At 69.0% G+C, this 16,132-nt stretch carries 17 protein-coding genes and 1 pseudogene; 5 read left to right on the top strand and 13 right to left on the bottom strand.

The window, feature by feature from the left end:
• Nucleotides 1–73 precede the first annotated feature (73 nt).
• Together ACIBKY_RS29495 and ACIBKY_RS29490 are read left to right on the top strand one after the other, a co-directional pair.
• Nucleotides 74–1,051, top strand: a complete 978-nt coding sequence (locus tag ACIBKY_RS29495; RefSeq protein ID WP_397101518.1) for a LacI family DNA-binding transcriptional regulator — start codon at nucleotides 74–76, stop codon at nucleotides 1,049–1,051.
• Nucleotides 1,048–2,436: a rhamnulokinase family protein gene (locus ACIBKY_RS29490; RefSeq protein WP_397101516.1), complete on the top strand. Its 1,389-nt coding sequence runs from the start codon at nucleotides 1,048–1,050 to the stop codon at nucleotides 2,434–2,436. Before ACIBKY_RS29495 ends, ACIBKY_RS29490 begins: the two co-directional genes overlap by 4 nt.
• Before the next feature lie 353 nt (nucleotides 2,437–2,789).
• Here ACIBKY_RS29490 and ACIBKY_RS29485 read toward each other — a convergent pair whose 3' ends face one another.
• From ACIBKY_RS29485 to ACIBKY_RS29470, 4 genes are all read right to left on the bottom strand, one after another.
• Nucleotides 2,790–3,428: a hypothetical protein gene (locus ACIBKY_RS29485; protein WP_397101514.1), complete on the bottom strand. Its 639-nt coding sequence runs from the start codon at nucleotides 3,426–3,428 to the stop codon at nucleotides 2,790–2,792.
• Between the two features lie 262 nt (nucleotides 3,429–3,690).
• Nucleotides 3,691–4,224, bottom strand: a complete 534-nt coding sequence (locus ACIBKY_RS29480) for a transposase (protein ID WP_397102148.1) — start codon at nucleotides 4,222–4,224, stop codon at nucleotides 3,691–3,693.
• A complete protein-coding gene (locus ACIBKY_RS29475; RefSeq protein ID WP_397101512.1) occupies nucleotides 4,221–4,766 on the bottom strand; it encodes a transposase in 546 nt (181 codons plus the stop codon). The genes ACIBKY_RS29480 and ACIBKY_RS29475 overlap by 4 nt, the downstream gene beginning before the upstream one ends.
• A 49-nt stretch (nucleotides 4,767–4,815) precedes the next feature.
• Nucleotides 4,816–4,998: a hypothetical protein gene (locus tag ACIBKY_RS29470; protein ID WP_397101510.1), complete on the bottom strand. Its 183-nt coding sequence runs from the start codon at nucleotides 4,996–4,998 to the stop codon at nucleotides 4,816–4,818.
• Nucleotides 4,999–5,028: 30 nt separating this feature from the next.
• Here ACIBKY_RS29470 and ACIBKY_RS29465 point away from each other — a divergent pair, with 30 nt between their 5' ends.
• Nucleotides 5,029–5,367: a hypothetical protein gene (locus ACIBKY_RS29465; protein WP_397101508.1), complete on the top strand. Its 339-nt coding sequence runs from the start codon at nucleotides 5,029–5,031 to the stop codon at nucleotides 5,365–5,367.
• Nucleotides 5,349–6,286: pseudogene (locus tag ACIBKY_RS29460) on the top strand (IS5 family transposase). The gene ACIBKY_RS29465 and the pseudogene ACIBKY_RS29460 overlap by 19 nt, the downstream one beginning before the upstream one ends.
• 796 nt (nucleotides 6,287–7,082) lie before the next feature.
• Here the strand turns inward: ACIBKY_RS29460 and ACIBKY_RS29455 are convergent.
• The 3 genes from ACIBKY_RS29455 to ACIBKY_RS29445 form a co-directional block, all read right to left on the bottom strand.
• A complete protein-coding gene (locus ACIBKY_RS29455) occupies nucleotides 7,083–8,378 on the bottom strand; it encodes a dicarboxylate/amino acid:cation symporter (protein ID WP_397101506.1) in 1,296 nt (431 codons plus the stop codon).
• A gap of 89 nt (nucleotides 8,379–8,467) precedes the next feature.
• Nucleotides 8,468–8,530, bottom strand: coding sequence for a putative leader peptide (locus tag ACIBKY_RS29450; protein WP_376773472.1), 63 nt, complete (start codon nucleotides 8,528–8,530; stop codon nucleotides 8,468–8,470).
• 533 nt (nucleotides 8,531–9,063) lie between these two features.
• On the bottom strand, nucleotides 9,064–10,104 hold the full coding sequence (locus ACIBKY_RS29445) for an LLM class F420-dependent oxidoreductase (protein WP_397101504.1): 1,041 nt from the start codon (nucleotides 10,102–10,104) through the stop codon (nucleotides 9,064–9,066).
• Between the two features lie 94 nt (nucleotides 10,105–10,198).
• Between ACIBKY_RS29445 and ACIBKY_RS29440 the strand changes: the two genes are divergently transcribed.
• Nucleotides 10,199–11,089, top strand: a complete 891-nt coding sequence (locus tag ACIBKY_RS29440; protein ID WP_397101502.1) for an endonuclease/exonuclease/phosphatase family protein — start codon at nucleotides 10,199–10,201, stop codon at nucleotides 11,087–11,089.
• Here ACIBKY_RS29440 and ACIBKY_RS29435 read toward each other — a convergent pair.
• The 6 genes from ACIBKY_RS29435 to ACIBKY_RS29410 form a co-directional block, all read right to left on the bottom strand.
• Nucleotides 11,082–11,651 carry an NTP transferase domain-containing protein gene (locus tag ACIBKY_RS29435; RefSeq protein ID WP_397101500.1) on the bottom strand — a complete coding sequence of 190 codons (570 nt, stop codon included), beginning with the start codon at nucleotides 11,649–11,651 and terminating at the stop codon, nucleotides 11,082–11,084. The genes ACIBKY_RS29440 and ACIBKY_RS29435 overlap by 8 nt on opposite strands.
• Entirely contained in the window at nucleotides 11,638–12,747 is a 1,110-nt protein-coding gene (locus ACIBKY_RS29430) for an XdhC family protein (protein WP_397101498.1), read from the bottom strand. The genes ACIBKY_RS29435 and ACIBKY_RS29430 overlap by 14 nt, the downstream gene beginning before the upstream one ends.
• A complete protein-coding gene (locus ACIBKY_RS29425; RefSeq protein ID WP_397101496.1) occupies nucleotides 12,740–13,813 on the bottom strand; it encodes a VWA domain-containing protein in 1,074 nt (357 codons plus the stop codon). Before ACIBKY_RS29425 ends, ACIBKY_RS29430 begins: the two co-directional genes overlap by 8 nt.
• Complete coding sequence (locus tag ACIBKY_RS29420; protein WP_397101494.1) at nucleotides 13,806–14,696, bottom strand: AAA family ATPase; 891 nt, start codon at nucleotides 14,694–14,696, stop codon at nucleotides 13,806–13,808. Before ACIBKY_RS29420 ends, ACIBKY_RS29425 begins: the two co-directional genes overlap by 8 nt.
• A 21-nt stretch (nucleotides 14,697–14,717) precedes the next feature.
• Nucleotides 14,718–15,455, bottom strand: coding sequence for a phosphodiesterase (locus ACIBKY_RS29415; RefSeq protein WP_397101492.1), 738 nt, complete (start codon nucleotides 15,453–15,455; stop codon nucleotides 14,718–14,720).
• A 69-nt stretch (nucleotides 15,456–15,524) separates the two neighbouring features.
• Nucleotides 15,525–15,977 carry a PH domain-containing protein gene (locus tag ACIBKY_RS29410; protein WP_397101490.1) on the bottom strand — a complete coding sequence of 151 codons (453 nt, stop codon included), beginning with the start codon at nucleotides 15,975–15,977 and terminating at the stop codon, nucleotides 15,525–15,527.
• Nucleotides 15,978–16,132 lie beyond the last annotated feature (155 nt).

Genomic DNA, 16,132 nt, shown 5'->3' with positions numbered 1-16,132 from the left:
GTGTGCGACGCTAGACAGCGATCTCGCTGCCGTCAATTGCCGTTTCGCGGTTGTTACGTTTTAATCAGGTCCCGTGGTGAACATCAAGGAGGTCGCCGAACTGGCCGGAGTCAGCCCCGGCACGGTCTCGAACGTCCTGAACCGCCCGGAGAAGGTCTCCCCCACGACCCGCCGGCGGGTAGAGGCGGCCATCGAGGACCTCGGCTTCGTCCGGCACGCCTCGGCCTCCACGCTGCGCGCGGGCTACAGCCGGACGATCGGCCTGTCGGTGATCGACATCGGCAACCCGTTCTTCACCGACGTGGCCGCCGGAGTGGAGGAGACCGCCAGTGCCCTGGGGTACGCGGTCATCCTGGGCAACTCGGCGGGCTCGCGTACCAAGGAGGAACGCAACCTGCGCGTCCTGGCCGAGCAGCGGGTGCGCGGGGTCCTCATCACCCCGACCGACGAGCACCCCGCGCGCCTGGACCGCCTGCGCGCCCACGACATCAACGTCGTCCTCGTCGACCACCCGCCGCACCGCGCCGACCAGTGCTCGGTGGCGGTGAACGACGTCGTCGGCGGCAAGCTGGCCGTGGAGCATCTCCTGGCCGGCGGCGCCACCTCGGTCGCCTACGTCAGCGGCCCCCTGACGATCCGCCAGTGCCAGGACCGCTTCGAGGGCGCGTCCCGGACGTTCCCCGGCACCCTGCGACTGATCCAGATGCCCGCCATGACCGCCCGCGCCGGCGAGAAGGCGGCCCAGCTGCTGCTGGACTCCGGCATCCCCGACGCCGTCTTCTGCGCCAACGACCTGCTGGCCCTCGGCGTCCTGCGCGGCCTGACGCAACTCGGCGTCCGCATCCCGGACGACGTGGCCCTGATGGGCTACGACGACATCGACTTCGCGTCGGCCTCGGCCGTCTCGCTGACCTCCATCCGCCAGCCGACCTACCAGCTGGGCAAGGTGGCCACGGAACTGCTGCTCGACGAGTGCGACCGCCCCGGCGCGCACGCCCACCAGCAAATCGTTTTTCAGCCCGAACTGGTCGTGAGGGAGTCCACGCGATGACCCGCTTCGCCGCCATCGACCTCGGCGCCTCCAGCGGGCGTGTCATCGTCAGCGACGAGTCCCTGACGTTGACCGAGGTCCACCGCTTCCCCAACGGCGCCACCCTGCGCGAGGGCGCCCTGCGCTGGGACATCCACCGCATCTTCCACGAGATCCTGTACGGCCTGGCCAAAGCGGGACCGGTAGCCTCGATCGGCATCGACTCGTGGGGCGTCGACTACGGTCTCCTGGGCCACGACGGCACCTTGCTCCGGGACCCGGTGAGCTATCGCGACAGCCGCACGGAGGGCGTGGTGCCCGCCACGATCGACCGGCTGGGCGCCGGAGCGCTCTACGAGGCCACCGGGATCCAGCCCCACCCCATCAACACCATCTTCCAGTTGCTGGCCGACGACCTGACCGACGCCGCGACCATGCTCCTGATCCCGGACCTGATCGCGTACTGGCTGACCGGCGAGAAGGGCGCGGAGGTCACCAACGCCTCAACCACCGGCCTCCTGGACATCCACTCCCGAACCTGGGCGTACGATCTGGCGGGCAAGGCAGGCATCCCCACTCACCTTCTCCCGCCGATACGCCACCCCGGCACCCCCATCGGCGTCATGACCCCCGCCCACGCGCCCGCGTCGTGCTGCCGCGACGCCTTCCCGGACTGGTCGGCACCGGTCGTGACCGTCGCCTCCCACGACACCGCCTCCGCCGTGATCGCCACCCCGGCCGCCACGGACGCCTTCGCCTACATCTCCTGCGGCACGTGGTCGCTGGTGGGCGTGGAGCTTTCTTCTCCGGTGCTGTCAGAGGCCAGCCGTACCGGAAATTTCACGAACGAGACCGGTCTGGACGGCACCACCCGCTACCTCCGCAACGTCATGGGCCTGTGGCTCCTCCAGGAATGCCTGGCCACCTGGGGCATGCCCGATCTCCCCGCCCTGCTGAAGGCGGCCGAAGAAGCCGAACCCCACCGCTCCCTGATCGACGCCGCCGACCCCGCCTTCCTGGCCCCCGGCGACATGCCCGCCCGCATAGCCGAAGCCTGCCGGAGAGCGGGCCAACCCGCCCCGAGAACACAGGCCGAGACGGTCCGCTGCATCCTGGAAAGCCTGGCCCTGGCCCACCGAAACGCGATAACCGACGCGACAGCATTGTCCGGCCACCAGGTGGACGTCATCCATTTGCTGGGCGGCGGCGCCCGCAACCGCCTCCTGTGCCGGCTGACCGCCAACGCCACCGGCCTGCCCGTGGTGGCCGGCCCCGTAGAGGCCACCGCACTGGGCAACATCCTCGTCCAGGCCCGAGCGGCCGGAATGATCGACGACTTCCACGAAATCCGCGCCGGCGCCTCATGCAAGCTATTCGAGCCCAGTCCCGACCGTGTCATACAATAAGGCGCTTTCGAAAAAATCGATCAGGTTTCAATCAACGCGACTGACACACAGCCTAAGAACTCGACAGACCGACAGCAGATGGTCGCGCTCATCGACATGCCCGGCCTCGAAGAGGTCAAACTGGTCGAGGCAGTGGGCCACGCGACGAGGGTTCGGCGTATGCAGCCAAGGCCAACTATGCCGACACCTGCAAGCAGACGGCGGGCGGGTCACCAACAAGATCTGGATAGAACGACCGAGCGGCAGAGCCAGACGATCTTCTCAAATCTAAACCCGGCAGCGGATTCTCCACCACGACCCTAGAGAAGAAACCATTTCGGTAATCTGGTCGAGTATTCGACCATCGCCGCGAATCAAGGCTGAAGCTTCACCACCAGAAGCGCGTCCGAAGTGGACCGTTCGCGTGCTCTCTTGATCACCTCTGCAACCTGAGGCTCTTCCACATCCTCCAACCCCCAGATTTGAACGTACTGCTTCACACTGTAGGCGAAAAGCTGCAGCCCCTGCCACCTGCCAGACGTCATGGACAGGCTTCCATCGCCTGCTGGCGCGTCGATCTCCCACCCACGCTCGATCAGAAGCGCGCGGGCCTTTTCGAGAGCAGCCTGTGCTGTGGTGCTTCCCATATCGAGAACCACTGTCTTGTTGAGGGAAGTGTATCCGGGCCCTTCGTCTCCCCAGTGCCATTCGCTAGTGCCTTCTGTCAGGACGCGGCCAATGGCGTGGATCTCCGACACAGCCGCAGGATCAACGCGTACCTCTTTCCCGCAGGCTGCAATAAAGAGCGCGGCACCTAGAACGGCGATCAACAATTTCGCGATACCCCGAGCAGCACCAGAGCGGCCCATCTGACGGTTCGCACGAAAGTTGCCTTGGAACCCACTCGTCATTGCAGCCACCAACAGTAGACATCCACACACCGCCAATAATCCGTAGCCCAAGAGCGAATTGAATCCTTTCCAAACATTTTTCATAGCGCGTTTGAGCCCCATTGTAGCCATTCTTGTCACGGTCCGGCGCATCCTTGAGGCTGTATCCGCCATCCGCGCGTCCATGCTGTTGTAGGTGCGCACCACCGACAACGACGGCCCCCTCGCCGTGACCTTCGCATCAACGAACGAACTCGTGTAGTTGCCCGTGGTCGGCGAGAACTCCTGCCCATTCGGAGCGCCCTCACCCAGATGCGGCTGATCTGCGGCTGAGGCGACCCGGTGGTGAAAAGATTCTTGCTACACAGATTGAAAGTTCGGGGTGTCATGTCGATCTCAGGTCTGTGGTCAGGCCGGTGTGTGCCAGGAAGGCGTCCAAGAGGGTGGGACGATACTGCATCTGCTTGAGTCTGCTGCGGATGACCTGGGCGAGGTCGGCGAGCGTGCAGGGGGCCAGGTTGCCCAGGCCGCGTTTGAGGTGGGACCACACGCTCTCGACGGGGTTGAGTTCGGGCGCGTAGGTCGGCAGGCGGAACACCGTCAACCAGGGACGCGTCTCGATCAGGCGGCGCATCCGGGCGCCGACGTGGGTGTTGACGTTGTCCCAGACGAGCACGATCGGCCCGGCGAGCTGCTGGTGGGCGGCATCCAGCAGACGGGCGAAGTCGGCTTCGTTGAACCCTTTGCGTTCGTTCTTGCGGCGCCGGTAGACCCTCATCCGGTAGATCAGGCGGGTCCGCCGGCCCTGCTTGAAGCAGATCAGCCCAGCCAGGTTGACCCGACCCGAGCCCCTGCTCGTGACGGTGACGGTCGGGGTGACTCCACGGCGGGACCAGGTACGGGCCTTGGGCGGCCTCAGCGATGGTCCTGCTTCGTCGGCGAAGCAGATCCACGCGTCCTGGTCCCGCGCCGTTGTTCCACCAGCGGCCAGGTGTCCTTCACCCAGGTGGCGATGGCTTCCTCGTCGCGTTCAGCGGCACGTCGCCGCGGGACCTGCGGACTCCAGCCGAGCCGGTGCAGCAGGTAGGAGATCCCGCGTGGGGTGTAGGAGACGTGGAACAGCCGACCGACCACAACGGTGACCCGCGCCAGTGTCCACCGCTGGTCCTCGACCCAGCCCCATACTGCGGGACCGGCATCCAGCGCGGCCTCCAGCCGCTCCACCTGCGTGGCGTTGAGCCGGCAGTGCTGCCCGCCCGGTCCTTTCGACGCCAACGCCTCGACCCCGGCCGTTCGCCAGATCTTGTACCAGGCATAGGCCGACTTGCGCGAGACCCGTAACTTCTTTGCCACCAGGGGCGGCGACATGCCCGCGGCAAACAGCCCGGCAGCTTCCAAGCGGATCTGTTCACGCCTGGCTCGCGCCGCCGGGGTCAGACCACCACCATCCGGATAACGCATCCCACCGGCATACTCCCGAACCAGCCGATGAGCACGCAACCACGCCGTGTCACCTCAGGCTTTCATCCTCTGTACTGGTGGTCGAGGTGTTGTCGCGGGTGTTGACGATGCGCACCCACCGCTCGTACTGCTTGCCCCACTCCACCTTGCCCGCCGGCACCCGCCACGAGTCCACACCCACCCGACCCGGCGCATCCAGGCACATCGGCACCGGCGTCGGCATACCCGCCACGGGTTTTCCACCGGCTCCAGCTTCTCGCAAATGCTGAAGAAGAACTTCAAATCCCCGAACGCGCCATCTATGGCGAGCACCTCGACCGTCAGCAGCGGCACACCCTTCACCCGAGGACCCGAACCCACCGGAGCACCCACGCCACCCACCTGCGTGAGCGATGTGTCCACCAACGACGGCAACCCGCTCGCGGTCCCCGACATCTGCTTCGGCGTCACCACCGACGTCAACTCACGCGCCGCGACCTGCGTGCCGACCTCCTGCGCCGACGCGGGCGGAACCACCATCGGCACTAGGAGCTGTTTCTTAGATTTGCTGACTAATTGTGGTGATGTTGTCACGATTGGGTCATGGGTCGTGGTGATCTGACTAACACGGAGTGGGAACGGCTCAAGCCTCTGCTGCCTGAAGGCGGCGGGCGGGGCGGGCGGTGGAATGACCATCGAAGGACGATCGACGGCGTGTTGTACCGGGCCCGTACCGGGCTGCCGTGGCGTGACCTGCCCGAACGGTTCGGCTCCTGGATCACGGTGTACGAGCGGCATCGCCGCTGGTCGGCTGATGGCACCTGGCAGATGCTGCTGACCGCGATCCAGACCGGGCAGGACGCCGAGGGCCGCCTGGACTGGGACATCAGCGTGGACTCCACCACCGTGCGGGCGCACCAGCACGCCGCCGGTGCGTCCCGCACCCCGCCGCCTGCCGTGTCGAGGCGGCAAAAGGGGGACGAGGCCGGAACGAAGCGGGGCGATCCGGTGCCGGCCACACTGGCCGCCCGGCTGGCGGAGGTGGTCAGGCTGGGGAGTGCTTAGGCCGTTCCCGGGGCGGCTTCACTACCAAGATCCACCTGTCCGCGGATGGCCGGTGCCGGGTGTTGTCGCTGGTGCTGACGCCGGGTCAGTACGGTGATAGCCCGCAGTTGCGGCGGGTGCTGGAGGCCATCCGGGTGCCTCGGCCCGGGCCGGGACATCCGCGTACCAGGCCGGACAGCCTGGCCGCGGACAAGGCCTACTCCTCCCGCGCCAACCGCGTTCACCTGCGCCGCCGTAAGATCCGCCACACGATCCCCGAACCACGCGATCAACGCGCCCACCGCCGCCGGCGCGGCTCGGCCGGGGGACGCCCCATTGGCTTCGACGCCTAACGCTACAAAGCGCGCAACGTCGTCGAACGGGCGATCAACAGGCTGAAGAACTTCCGGGCCGTGGCCACGCGCTACGACAAACGCGCCTCCGTCTTCCTCGGCACTGTCACCCTGGCCGCCCTGGTCATCTGGCTCAGAATCTGATCTAAGAAACAACTCCTAACCCCGGCAAAACACCCACCGCGATCGCCGCGATTCCCGTACGTACCCATGCCAACGATCGACGCATGCGCCGTCACACTCCGAACCAACGAGGGGCAACCCGGACCCGGGCCACCAGACGTCGCTCTGCTCACCGACATGGACGACGTCCACTCCATCGGAGGCTCAGAGCTCCCAGCAAACGGGCAAATCGTAACAATCGCCCAACGGGACCACAAGATCAAATATGAGACCACGCATTCACAGAGAGTAATACAGAGAAAGTAAGTTGCAGCAGGAAGATCGTTATGCCGAGGCATCCGGCTCCCCGGCTGAATAGATCCCGCCAAGCCGGTCTTGCCGGTATATGTTCGGGTCGTTGATTCGTTCAGATCAATAATCGAATCCGGGATGGACGCAGCGGTACCGCTTTATTCTGGCCCTTGTGGACTCGGTTCTATAGTTGTAGGACTGAGCCTATTCAATCCGACCTCGCGGGCTTGAGGTACGAGAGTTGCTGGTGACGAGTTGACCCGCCCGAGGAGGTCAGCAATCTAGGTTCCGCAGGATGCGTCACCCTTTCAAGACGGATTCGGCTCGCGCTCCCCGCCGCGAAGTTTGACGGGCGCGAGGATCGCAACCTTTTGTGACAGCGGCGTCACACATTAAAACCCGAGTTCTGTAATTCGTGGGCACATGAGGCTTGATCTCTGAGGATTGGCACTGGTCGGAAAGTCGATGTTTCGGCACGCGAAAAGGGCGAGAGGCCGGAGCCTCTCGCCCTTTTGTTGTCATGCGGTTATGCCAGCGCCGGTTCCCTGGCGGGGGACTTGGCGGCGGGGGCTTCGTCGTCGAGGGGCTGGGGCGGGGCGTTGAAGACGGCCTCGTCCAGGCGGCCCTCGGAGCGGGCGACCAGGACCGGGACCACTGCCTGGCCCGCGACGTTGGTGGCGGTGCGGATCATGTCCAGGATGGGGTCGATGGCCAGGAGGAGGCCGACGCCTTCCAGGGGCAGGCCCAGGGTGCTCAGGGTCAGGGTGAGCATCACGATGGCGCCGGTCAGGCCCGCGGTCGCGGCCGAGCCCACGACCGAGACGAAGGCGATCAGCAGGTAGTCGCCCACGCCCAGCGGGACGTTGAAGACCTGGGCCACGAAGATGGCGGCCAGCGCGGGGTAGACCGAGGCGCAGCCGTCCATCTTGGTGGTGGCGCCGAACGGGACGGCGAAGGAGGCGTAGTCGCGGTCGACGCCGTTGCGCTCCACCGTCACGCGCTGGGTCAGGGGCAGCGTGCCCACGGAGGAGCGGGAGACGAAGGCGAGCTCGATGGCCGGCCAGGCGTTGCGGTAGAACTTCAGCGGGTTGACCTTGCCGAAGACGGCCAGCAGCGTCGGGTAGATCGCCAGCAGGACGATGAAGCAGCCGATGTAGACACCGGCCGAGAACTTGGCCAGCGGGGCCAGCAGGTCCCAGCCGTACGTGGCCACGGCCTTGCCGATCAGGCCGGCGGTGCCGATGGGAGCCAGGCGGATGACCCACCACAGGGCCTTCTGGACGAGTTCGAGGACCGAGCGGCTCAGGTTCAGGAACGGCTCGGCCTTGTCGCCGATCGCCAGGGCCGCGGCGCCGAGGACGACGCCGAGGAAGACGATCTGGAGGACGTTGAGCTCGGTGAAGGCGGTGACGATGTTCGTGGGGATGATGCCGGTCACGAAGTCGAGCCAGGTGCCGGCGCCCTCGGTGTCGACGGCCTTGGCGGTGCTGGTGTCGAGGGTGACGCCCTGGCCGGGGTTGATGACGAGGCCGAGGCCGATGGCGAAGGCGACCGAGATGAAGGCGGTCGCGAGGAACCAGAACAGGGTCTTCGAGGCCAGCCTGGCGGCGCCGTTGACGTTGCGGAGGTTGGCGACGCTGACCAGCACCGCGGTGAACACCAGCGGCGGGACGGCCAGCTTCAGGAGCTGAACGAAGATCTTGCCGACTTGGGTCAGGGTCTCTGCCAGCCAGGAGACGTCCCAAACCTTGGCGACGAATCCGAGGGCGATGCCGGCCACGAGGCCGGCGAGCAGTTGCAGGGAAAAGCTGAATCTCTTCACGAGAGGAAGGCTCCGGAGATGACGGCATGCCGAAGGCGCACCGGAAAGGAGAAAAGGGGTGAGTGGCGATCTAGCGCGTCATGGCGCGATCAGCGACAGCTCGTCCCCGTCACGCGGCACAGGTCGATGTGCAGCCGCTCAACGAGCCACACGATGACTACCGAATACCTCACGAAGCATCACAACACCGCTCTTATCTCTGACTATTCCCGCCGTCCTCTGTGATCCGCGCCACCGTCCCTTACGGCTCCGCCCACGAACCACCGCCCGCCGCCCCAGGCGCGCCGCCACAGCCGATGCTCCCCACCACACTCCGGCGAGGCGCCGCAACAGCCCTCCGCCGACCAGCCACCGTGGCCCACCCCGGGGTGCGCCGGACACCACCGCGCCCTTCCGCCCACGCGGCGCACCAAAGCCCGACAACCCTCACAATCCCGAACAACCCAGGACGGACACGGCCCAGGGACCCGACCCGTGACCCCGGGGCCGGGAACCAGTGACCGGGGGTCGGGAACCCAGCAGAAGGGAGCGTGGGACGGGCGCGGGTCGGCGAGGCCGGGGCGGGGCAGGCGACGCCGGGTTTCCGGGAGAGGGCGGGGTGACGGCGTGCCGGGACGGCAGGCCGGGGTGCCGGGCGGGGCGGCGTGGCGGCGTGGCGGGGTGGTGGCGTGCCTGTCTGCCGGGGTTAGGCGGTCAGTTCTTTCATTTTTTCCACGAGGCGGAGGCGCTCCTCGTGGGTGTTGGCCAGGGGCGTCACGTTCAGCGTCGTCACCCCCGACTCACGCAGAGCCTGGATCCGGTCCCGGACGAAGCCCTCCGACCCGATCAGCGACATCTTCTCCAGCAACTCCTGCGGCACCAACGCCGCCGCCTCCTGCTTCTTCCCCTCCAGGTACAGGTCCTGGATCTGCTCGGCCTCCTTCTCGTAGCCGTAGCGCCGGGCGAGTTCGTTGTAGAAGTTGCGCCCCTTGGCGCCCATCCCGCCGATGTAGAGGGCCGCCATGCCGCGCCCCAGCTCCAGCAGCCCCTGCACGTCGTCCCCGATCGCCAGGGCGGCCTGCGCGATGGTGTCCAGGGGGCCGAGCGACGGGTCGCGGCGGGCGGCTCCGGCGGCCAGTGACGGTCCCCAGACGTCGGCCGCCTTCTCCGGTACGTAGAAGATCGGCTCCCAGCCCTCGGCGACCTCGGCGGTCAGCTCGACGTTCTTGGGACCGATGGCGGCGACGACGATCGGGATGCGCGGCCGTACCGGATGATTGATGATCTTGAGGGCTTTGCCGAGTCCGGTGCCCTGCTCGGGAGGGAGCGGCAGGGTGTAGTGGTTGCCGGAGTAGGTGAGCTTCTCGCGGCGCCACACCTGGCGGCAGATGTCGATGACCTCGCGGGTACGGCCCAGCGGCGCCGTGTACGGCACGCCGTGGAAGCCCTCGATCACCTGCGGGCCGGAGGCGCCGAGGCCCAGGGTGAAGCGGCCGTCGGAGACGTAGTCGAGCCCGGCGGCGGTCATCGCGAGCAGGGTCGGGGTGCGGGAGTAGATCGGCAGGATGCCGGAGGCGATCTCCAGGCGGTCGGTCTTGGCGGCGATGTAGCCCATCTGGCTGACCGCGTCGAAGCTGTAGGCCTCGGCCACGAAGACGATGTCGAGCCCGGCCCGCTCATAGTCGGCCAGTTCGGCGACCGTCTCTTTGAAGCCGCCTGAATAGTTGAGCGCCATACCGATCCGCATGCCGGACTCCCTCGAACCGAGCAGTAACCGAACTATATTCGGCACCAGGTTAGCCTGTCCGCATCCCGGGCCCACACCGGCTAGCCTGGGACAGGTGCTGAGTCGCGTCGTCATCGTCGTGTCCGCCCTGGTCGCCGTGGCCTTGGCGGGTCATCAGCTCTTTCCGGCCATGGGTGGATTCACGCCTATCTGGGAGAGCATGCTGCCCTGGGTGGGGCTCACGGTGCCCGTGCTTCTGCTCGGCGCGGCGCTGTCGCGCTCGAAGGGCGCCACGGTCGCGGCTCTGGTGCCCGGCCTGGTGTGGGCGCTGATGTTCGGCTCGACCATGCTGCAGTCGCCGCCCGGCGGCGCCAGCGACCTCAAGGTGGCCACGGTCAACGTCGGCGTCACCAACAGCGCCTCCGGCGAGGCCATGCGCAAGATCGCCGAAGGGCTCGACCTGGTCGCGGCCCAGGAACTCACCCCGGGCGGACCGGCCGCCAAGCAGCTCGACCGGATGTTCCCGCACAAGTACCCCGTCGGCACGGTCGGGCTGTGGAGCCGCTACCCGCTGAGCAAGCAGCAGAAGCTCGACGTCGGCATGGGCTGGCCGAGGGCGCTGCGGGCGGTGGCCGACACGCCGAAGGGCAAGGTCACCGTGTACGTGATGCACCTGGCCTCGGCGCGTCCCGGGCACACGGCCTTCCGCGACAAGTCGCTGGCCCACGCGCGCTCGCTGGTCGACAAGGACTCCAGCAAGCGCATCCTGCTCATGGGCGACCTCAACACCGCCACCACCGACCGCGGCATGTCAGGGCTGACGCCGCCGCTGCGGGACGCGCAGCGCGAGGCGGGCGACGGGTTCGGGTTCACCTGGCCGTCGTCGTTCCCGATCACCCGGCCCGACCACATCCTGTACAAGGGCATGACCGCGACCAAGGCGGGCGTCGCCCCGGCCGTCGGCAGCGACCACCGCGCCGCCCTGGCGTCTCTGCGACTCAGTTAGGACCTTTCAGAAGCTCCAGGTCCTCGGGCGTGTCGATGTCGGCCGGGCTGCCCAGCCCGTCGCACGGCACGTCGGTGATCAGTTCCGGATACGCCTTCAGGAACGGCCTGGCCCCCACGTCCCCCACGGCCAGCCCGGCCACCTCGGCGAAGTGGTCGCGGCCGAACAGCACCGGGTTGCGCCGGGAGCCGCCGTACGTGGCGACGGCCACCTCGCCCCCGCTGGCGATCAGCGCCGCCACGGCGGCGGGCGTCACGAACGGCTGGTCCACCAGCGCCACGACCACGGCGGCGGCGTCCGGCGGCAGCGCGGCCAGCCCGACGCGCAGCGAGGAGCCCATCCCGGCGCGCCAGCCGGGGTTGCGCACGACGACGGCGCCCCGCACGGGCACGGTCGCGGCCCCGAGCACCACCACGACGGGATGGCACCCGCCGGTCTCCAGCAGCCGTACCCCGCGATCGACCAGCCGCTCGCCCTCGTACTCCACGAGCGCCTTGGGCGTGCCCAGCCGCGCTCCGCGCCCGGCCGCGAGCAGCAGCCCGGCCACGCTAGATCGCTTCATCCCGCTTTTCTGCCCATCCGTGAATGCGTCCACGCGTCTCGCTCAGCGGCCGTCCGGAACCGCCCCACCGCAGCTGGATGAGCTCGGCGGCGATGGACACCGCCGTCTCCTCCGGGGTGCGGGCGCCGAGGTCGAGGCCGATGGGCGAGCGCAGCCGTGCCAGCTCGCGGGCGCTGAGCCCGGCCTCGCGCAGCCGTTCCAGCCGGTCCTCGTGGGTACGGCGCGAGCCCATCGCGCCCACGTAGCCGGCGTCGGTGCGCAGGGCCAGTTCCAGCAGCGGCACGTCGAACTTGGGGTCGTGGGTGAGCACGGCGATGACCGTGCGCTCGTCCACCTTCTGCGTGGCCAGGTAGTCGTGCGGCCACTTGACCACGACCTCGTCGGCCTCGGGGAAACGCTTGGGGGTGGCGAAGACCGGCCGGGCGTCGCAGACGGTGACGTGGTAGCCGAGGAACTTGCCGACCCGGGCGACGGCGGCGGCGAAGTCGATGGCGCCGAAGACCAGCATGCGCGGCGGCGGCGCGAAGGAGTGCACGAACACCGCCAGGTCGTCCAGCCGGCGCTCGCCGTGGCCGCCGTAGTGGCGGATGCCGGTCAGGCCCTGGGCGAGCATGCCGCGGGCGTCGTCGTCGACGGCCTGGTCGAGGCGGTCGAGGCCGAGGGTGCCCGCGGTGCGATCGGGCCAGATCACTCGTCGTGCGCCCATCCGGCCCGGTCCGCCGACGATGGTGGCGACGGCCACGGGTTCGTGGGCGCGTACCGAGGAGTAGATGTCGCCGAGCTCGGGGAAGGTCTCGATGGAGACCGGCTCGACGAGGATGTCGATGATGCCGCCGCAGGTGAGCCCGACCGCGAAGGCGTCGTCGTCGCTCACGCCGTACCGCTGCAGGACGGGGGCCTCGGCCTCGGCGGCCAGCTCGAACACCGCGCCCTCGACGCAGCCGCCGGAGACGCTGCCGACGACCTCGTCCCCGCGCACGGCCATCGAGGCGCCGGGCGGCCGGGGCGCGCTGCTGAACGTGCTCACCACGGTCGCCAGCCCGAACCTCAGCCCGGAGCGCCACCACCGCATGATCTCCGGGAGCACCTCACGCATGGCCGAGCCTTTCGCTGAGCGCCTCGAACGCGGCCAGGCTGTGCCCGGCCACGAGGTCGTCTATGTACGGCAACGCCGCCCTCATCCCACCGGTGAGCGGCTCATAACCCTCATACCCCTTGTGCGGGTTCACCCAGATCACCCGGTACGCCTGCCGGGCGAGCCGGGCCATCTGGGCGCCGAGCAGCGCGGGGTCGCCGCGTTCCCAGCCGTCCGAGGCCAGGACCACGATCGCGCCGCGCGCGTCATGATCTTTCAGGAAACTCCGGAGCTCCTCCCCCAGCCGGGTGCCGCCGCTCCAGTCCGGTATCACCCGCGACGCCTCGTTCAGCGCGGTGCCCGGATCGCGGTGGCGCAACTCGGCGGTCACGTGCGTCAGCCGCGTCCCGATCGAGAACACCCTGGTCGCCCTGGGTTCGCTGCGCACCAGCGCGTGCGCGTACCGCAGCAGCGTCTCCGCGTAGGGCGACATCGACCCGCTCACGTCGACCAGCAGCACCACCTTGCGCGGGCGGGTGGCGTGCGCCTTCCTGCGCAGCCGCGCCACCTCGCCCTTGCGCAGCGCCTCGCGGATCGTCCGCCTCGGGTCGAGGACGCCGCGGTGGGCGGGCTGGTGGCGCCGCGAGCGCCGGCGGGCCCGCCGTTCGCGCAGCATCGCCAGCATCCGGTGCACTTCGGCGCGTTCCGCCTCGGTCATCCTGGCCATGTCGCGGTGGCGCAGGATCTCGGTGCGGCTGGCCGTGCCGGGCGCCGCCTGCGCGTCCTCCTGCTCGCCGTCCTCGCGCGCCTCGCCCGCCGCCACGTGCCGCGTGACGACCTTGTCCGCGGTACGGCCGGCCGCCCGCAGACCGCCGAAGTAGGCGGCGAAACAGCGGTCGTACCGGGGCAGGTCGTCCGGCGCGGCGCACAGCGTCAGCCGCCCGGCCCAGTACACCCGCGCGGGGTCGCCCACGTCGAGGTGGTCCAGCGCGAGCAGCAGGTTGCGGGTGCGCTCGTGGTCGGCCGCGACCCCCGCCGCCCGCAGCGTCCTGGCGAACCCGGTCATCGTCGCGGCCAGCTCATCCATGGCGCAGCAACCCGTTCGCGAGCACGGCCTCGACGTCCTCCCGGTACTTCAGCGCCGCGCCCAGCGTGGCCGCCGCCAGGCCCGGGTCGAGCTCGCGCGCGCCGAGCGTCAGCAGCGCCTCGGTCCAGTCGAGGGTCTCGGCCACGCCGGGCGGCTTGATCAGCTCGGCCGCCCGCAGCCGCTCCGCCGCCCCCGCCACCTGTACGGCCAGCGTCTGCGTGCACCCGGGCAGCCTGCGCAGCAGGATCGCCACCTCACGGTCGAACCCCGGATGCTCCAGCCAGTGGTACAGGCAGCGGCGCTTCAGCGCGTCGTGCACCTCCCGCGTCCGGTTGGAGGTGACGACCACGACCGGCGGCGTGGCCGCCTTGATCGTGCCCAGTTCGGGAATGGAGATCGTGAAGTCGGACAGCACCTCCAGCAGGAACGCCTCGAACTCGTCGTCGGCCCGGTCGATCTCGTCCACCAGCAGCACGCTGGGCTGCGTCTCGACCGCCTTCAGCAGGGGCCGGGCGATGAGGAAGCGCCGGTCGTAGATCTCGCTCTCCAGCCGGGCCACGTCGGTGACCCCGGCCGCCTCGGCGGCCTTGAGGTGGAGGAGCTGGCGGGCGAAGTCCCAGTCGTAGAGTGCCTGGGCGGCGTCGAGGCCCTCGTAGCACTGCAGCCTGATGAGCGGCGCCTTGAGCAGGTCGGCCAGCGTCTTGGCCAGCTCCGTCTTGCCGACCCCCGCCTCCCCTTCCAGGAACAGCGGCCGGCCCATCCGCAGCGCCAGGAACGCCGCCGTCGCCAGTCCTTCGTCGGCCAGGTAGGAGTACCGGTCGAGCAGCTCGATCAGCTTTTCCGGTGACTCGATGTCCGCCGCCCTGATGGTCCGCCTCAGCACCCCTTCAGGCTACGCCGACATTCAGAGGATCGTTCGGTAGTGCGTCGTCACGCGGCCCTCGTCGAGCACGTGGAAGGCCAGGGACGGCGGCTGGTCGAGGTCGACCACGCCCTTGGGCAGTTCCCAGGGGAGCCGGAGCGTCGAGACGACACCGGGCGCCACGAGCAGGGGCCGGCCCGCGAACGTGGTGGCCGCCGGGGTGTGGGCGTGCCCGGCCAGCAGGGCGGCGACGTGGGGGTGGCGCTTCAGGAGGCCGGCCAGGCGCTGCTCGCCGTACTGCCTGATGCCGTCGATGAACGGCACGTGCAGCAGCGCGGGAGGGTGATGGAAGGCGACCAGCGCCGTCCGCTCCCCCGCCTCGGCCAGGACCTGGTCCAGCCACTGGAGCGTCTCGTCCTCCAGCAGCCCCTCGTCCTTGCCCGGCACCGAGGAGTCACACGCCGCCACGACGAAGCCGGAGCCGTGGTGTACCTGGTTGACCGGGCCGGTGGCGGCCTCGCCGCCGAGAAGGTGCGCGCGGAAGGCGGCGCGGTCGTCGTGGTTGCCGGGGCAGACCAGGACGGGGTGGCGCGCGGCGAGCAGTTCGCGGGCCCGCTCGTACTCCTCGGGCAGGCCGTGGTCGGCGATGTCACCGGTAACCAGGACGAGGTCGAGGTCGTACGGGAGGTCGTTCAGGTAGTCCATGACGGCGCGGGTGCGGCCGGAGCTGCGGGGATCGGCGTCGATGTGGACGTCGCTGAGATGCGCGATCACGTTCATGTCCGTGCAGCGTAGCCCCGGGGAGGTCGCCGGCAAAGGTCCACCTCGGCCCCGGATTCCCAGGCCACTTCAGTCTTCGCGGGCTTCTCCCCGGGCGCGGATGAGGGCCCTGAGCTCGGCCGTGGCCTGTTTGGCGCGGGCCTTCTCCGAGCCCTGGATGCCCATGGCGCCGACGGTGCGGCCGTCAGAGAAGTCGATCTTGGGCCAGGGGTCGCCGACCATCAGCGTGATGTCCAGGACCTCGGGCCAGGTGTAGCGGTGGGTGCGCAGGGCGTTGACGAGCGTGATGCCCTCGTCGTCGGCCTCCACGCGGACGCGGCCCAGCAGGTGCAGGATGTACGCCACCGCGCAGCCGAACAGCACGATGGCGATCCGGTCGGCCAGCTGGAACGGCTCGGCGATGAACAGGGCCATCAGCACGGCACCGATGAGGATGATCACGGCGAAGCCGTACGGGACGATTCTGCCGCGGCGCGGGCGGAAGGTCACGGGTAGCGGCGGCGGGCTGACTGGCTCGGGCACGCAGGAAACTTACCGCACGTCGGGGTCGGTCCGGCGAGCGGTCGGGGGGGGGGGGGGGGGGGGGGGGCCCCCCCCCCCCGCGCCCCGGCCCCCCCCCCCCCCCCCCCCCCCCCCCCCCCCCCCCCCCCGCCCCCCACGGCGCCCCGGCCCCCCAG

It is taken from the genome of Nonomuraea sp. NPDC050394, from assembly GCF_044459065.1.
GTDB lineage: Bacteria > Actinomycetota > Actinomycetes > Streptosporangiales > Streptosporangiaceae > Nonomuraea.
This window is presented reverse-complemented; position numbering and strand designations above follow the sequence as displayed.

What these genes read in the sequence shown, in the direction of transcription:
- ACIBKY_RS29430 (WP_397101498.1), bottom strand. Translation starts at nt 12,747, where the DNA reads ATGCGTGAGGTGCTCCCGGAGATCATGCGGTGGTGGCGCTCCGGGCTG.
- ACIBKY_RS29465 (WP_397101508.1), top strand. Translation starts at nt 5,029, where the DNA reads ATGCTGAAGAAGAACTTCAAATCCCCGAACGCGCCATCTATGGCGAGC.
- ACIBKY_RS29445 (WP_397101504.1), bottom strand. Translation starts at nt 10,104, where the DNA reads ATGCGGATCGGTATGGCGCTCAACTATTCAGGCGGCTTCAAAGAGACG.
- ACIBKY_RS29435 (WP_397101500.1), bottom strand. Translation starts at nt 11,651, where the DNA reads ATGAAGCGATCTAGCGTGGCCGGGCTGCTGCTCGCGGCCGGGCGCGGA.
- ACIBKY_RS29485 (WP_397101514.1), bottom strand. Translation starts at nt 3,428, where the DNA reads ATGGGGCTCAAACGCGCTATGAAAAATGTTTGGAAAGGATTCAATTCG.
- ACIBKY_RS29475 (WP_397101512.1), bottom strand. Translation starts at nt 4,766, where the DNA reads ATGCGTTATCCGGATGGTGGTGGTCTGACCCCGGCGGCGCGAGCCAGG.
- ACIBKY_RS29415 (WP_397101492.1), bottom strand. Translation starts at nt 15,455, where the DNA reads ATGAACGTGATCGCGCATCTCAGCGACGTCCACATCGACGCCGATCCC.
- ACIBKY_RS29425 (WP_397101496.1), bottom strand. Translation starts at nt 13,813, where the DNA reads ATGGATGAGCTGGCCGCGACGATGACCGGGTTCGCCAGGACGCTGCGG.
- ACIBKY_RS29490 (WP_397101516.1), top strand. Translation starts at nt 1,048, where the DNA reads ATGACCCGCTTCGCCGCCATCGACCTCGGCGCCTCCAGCGGGCGTGTC.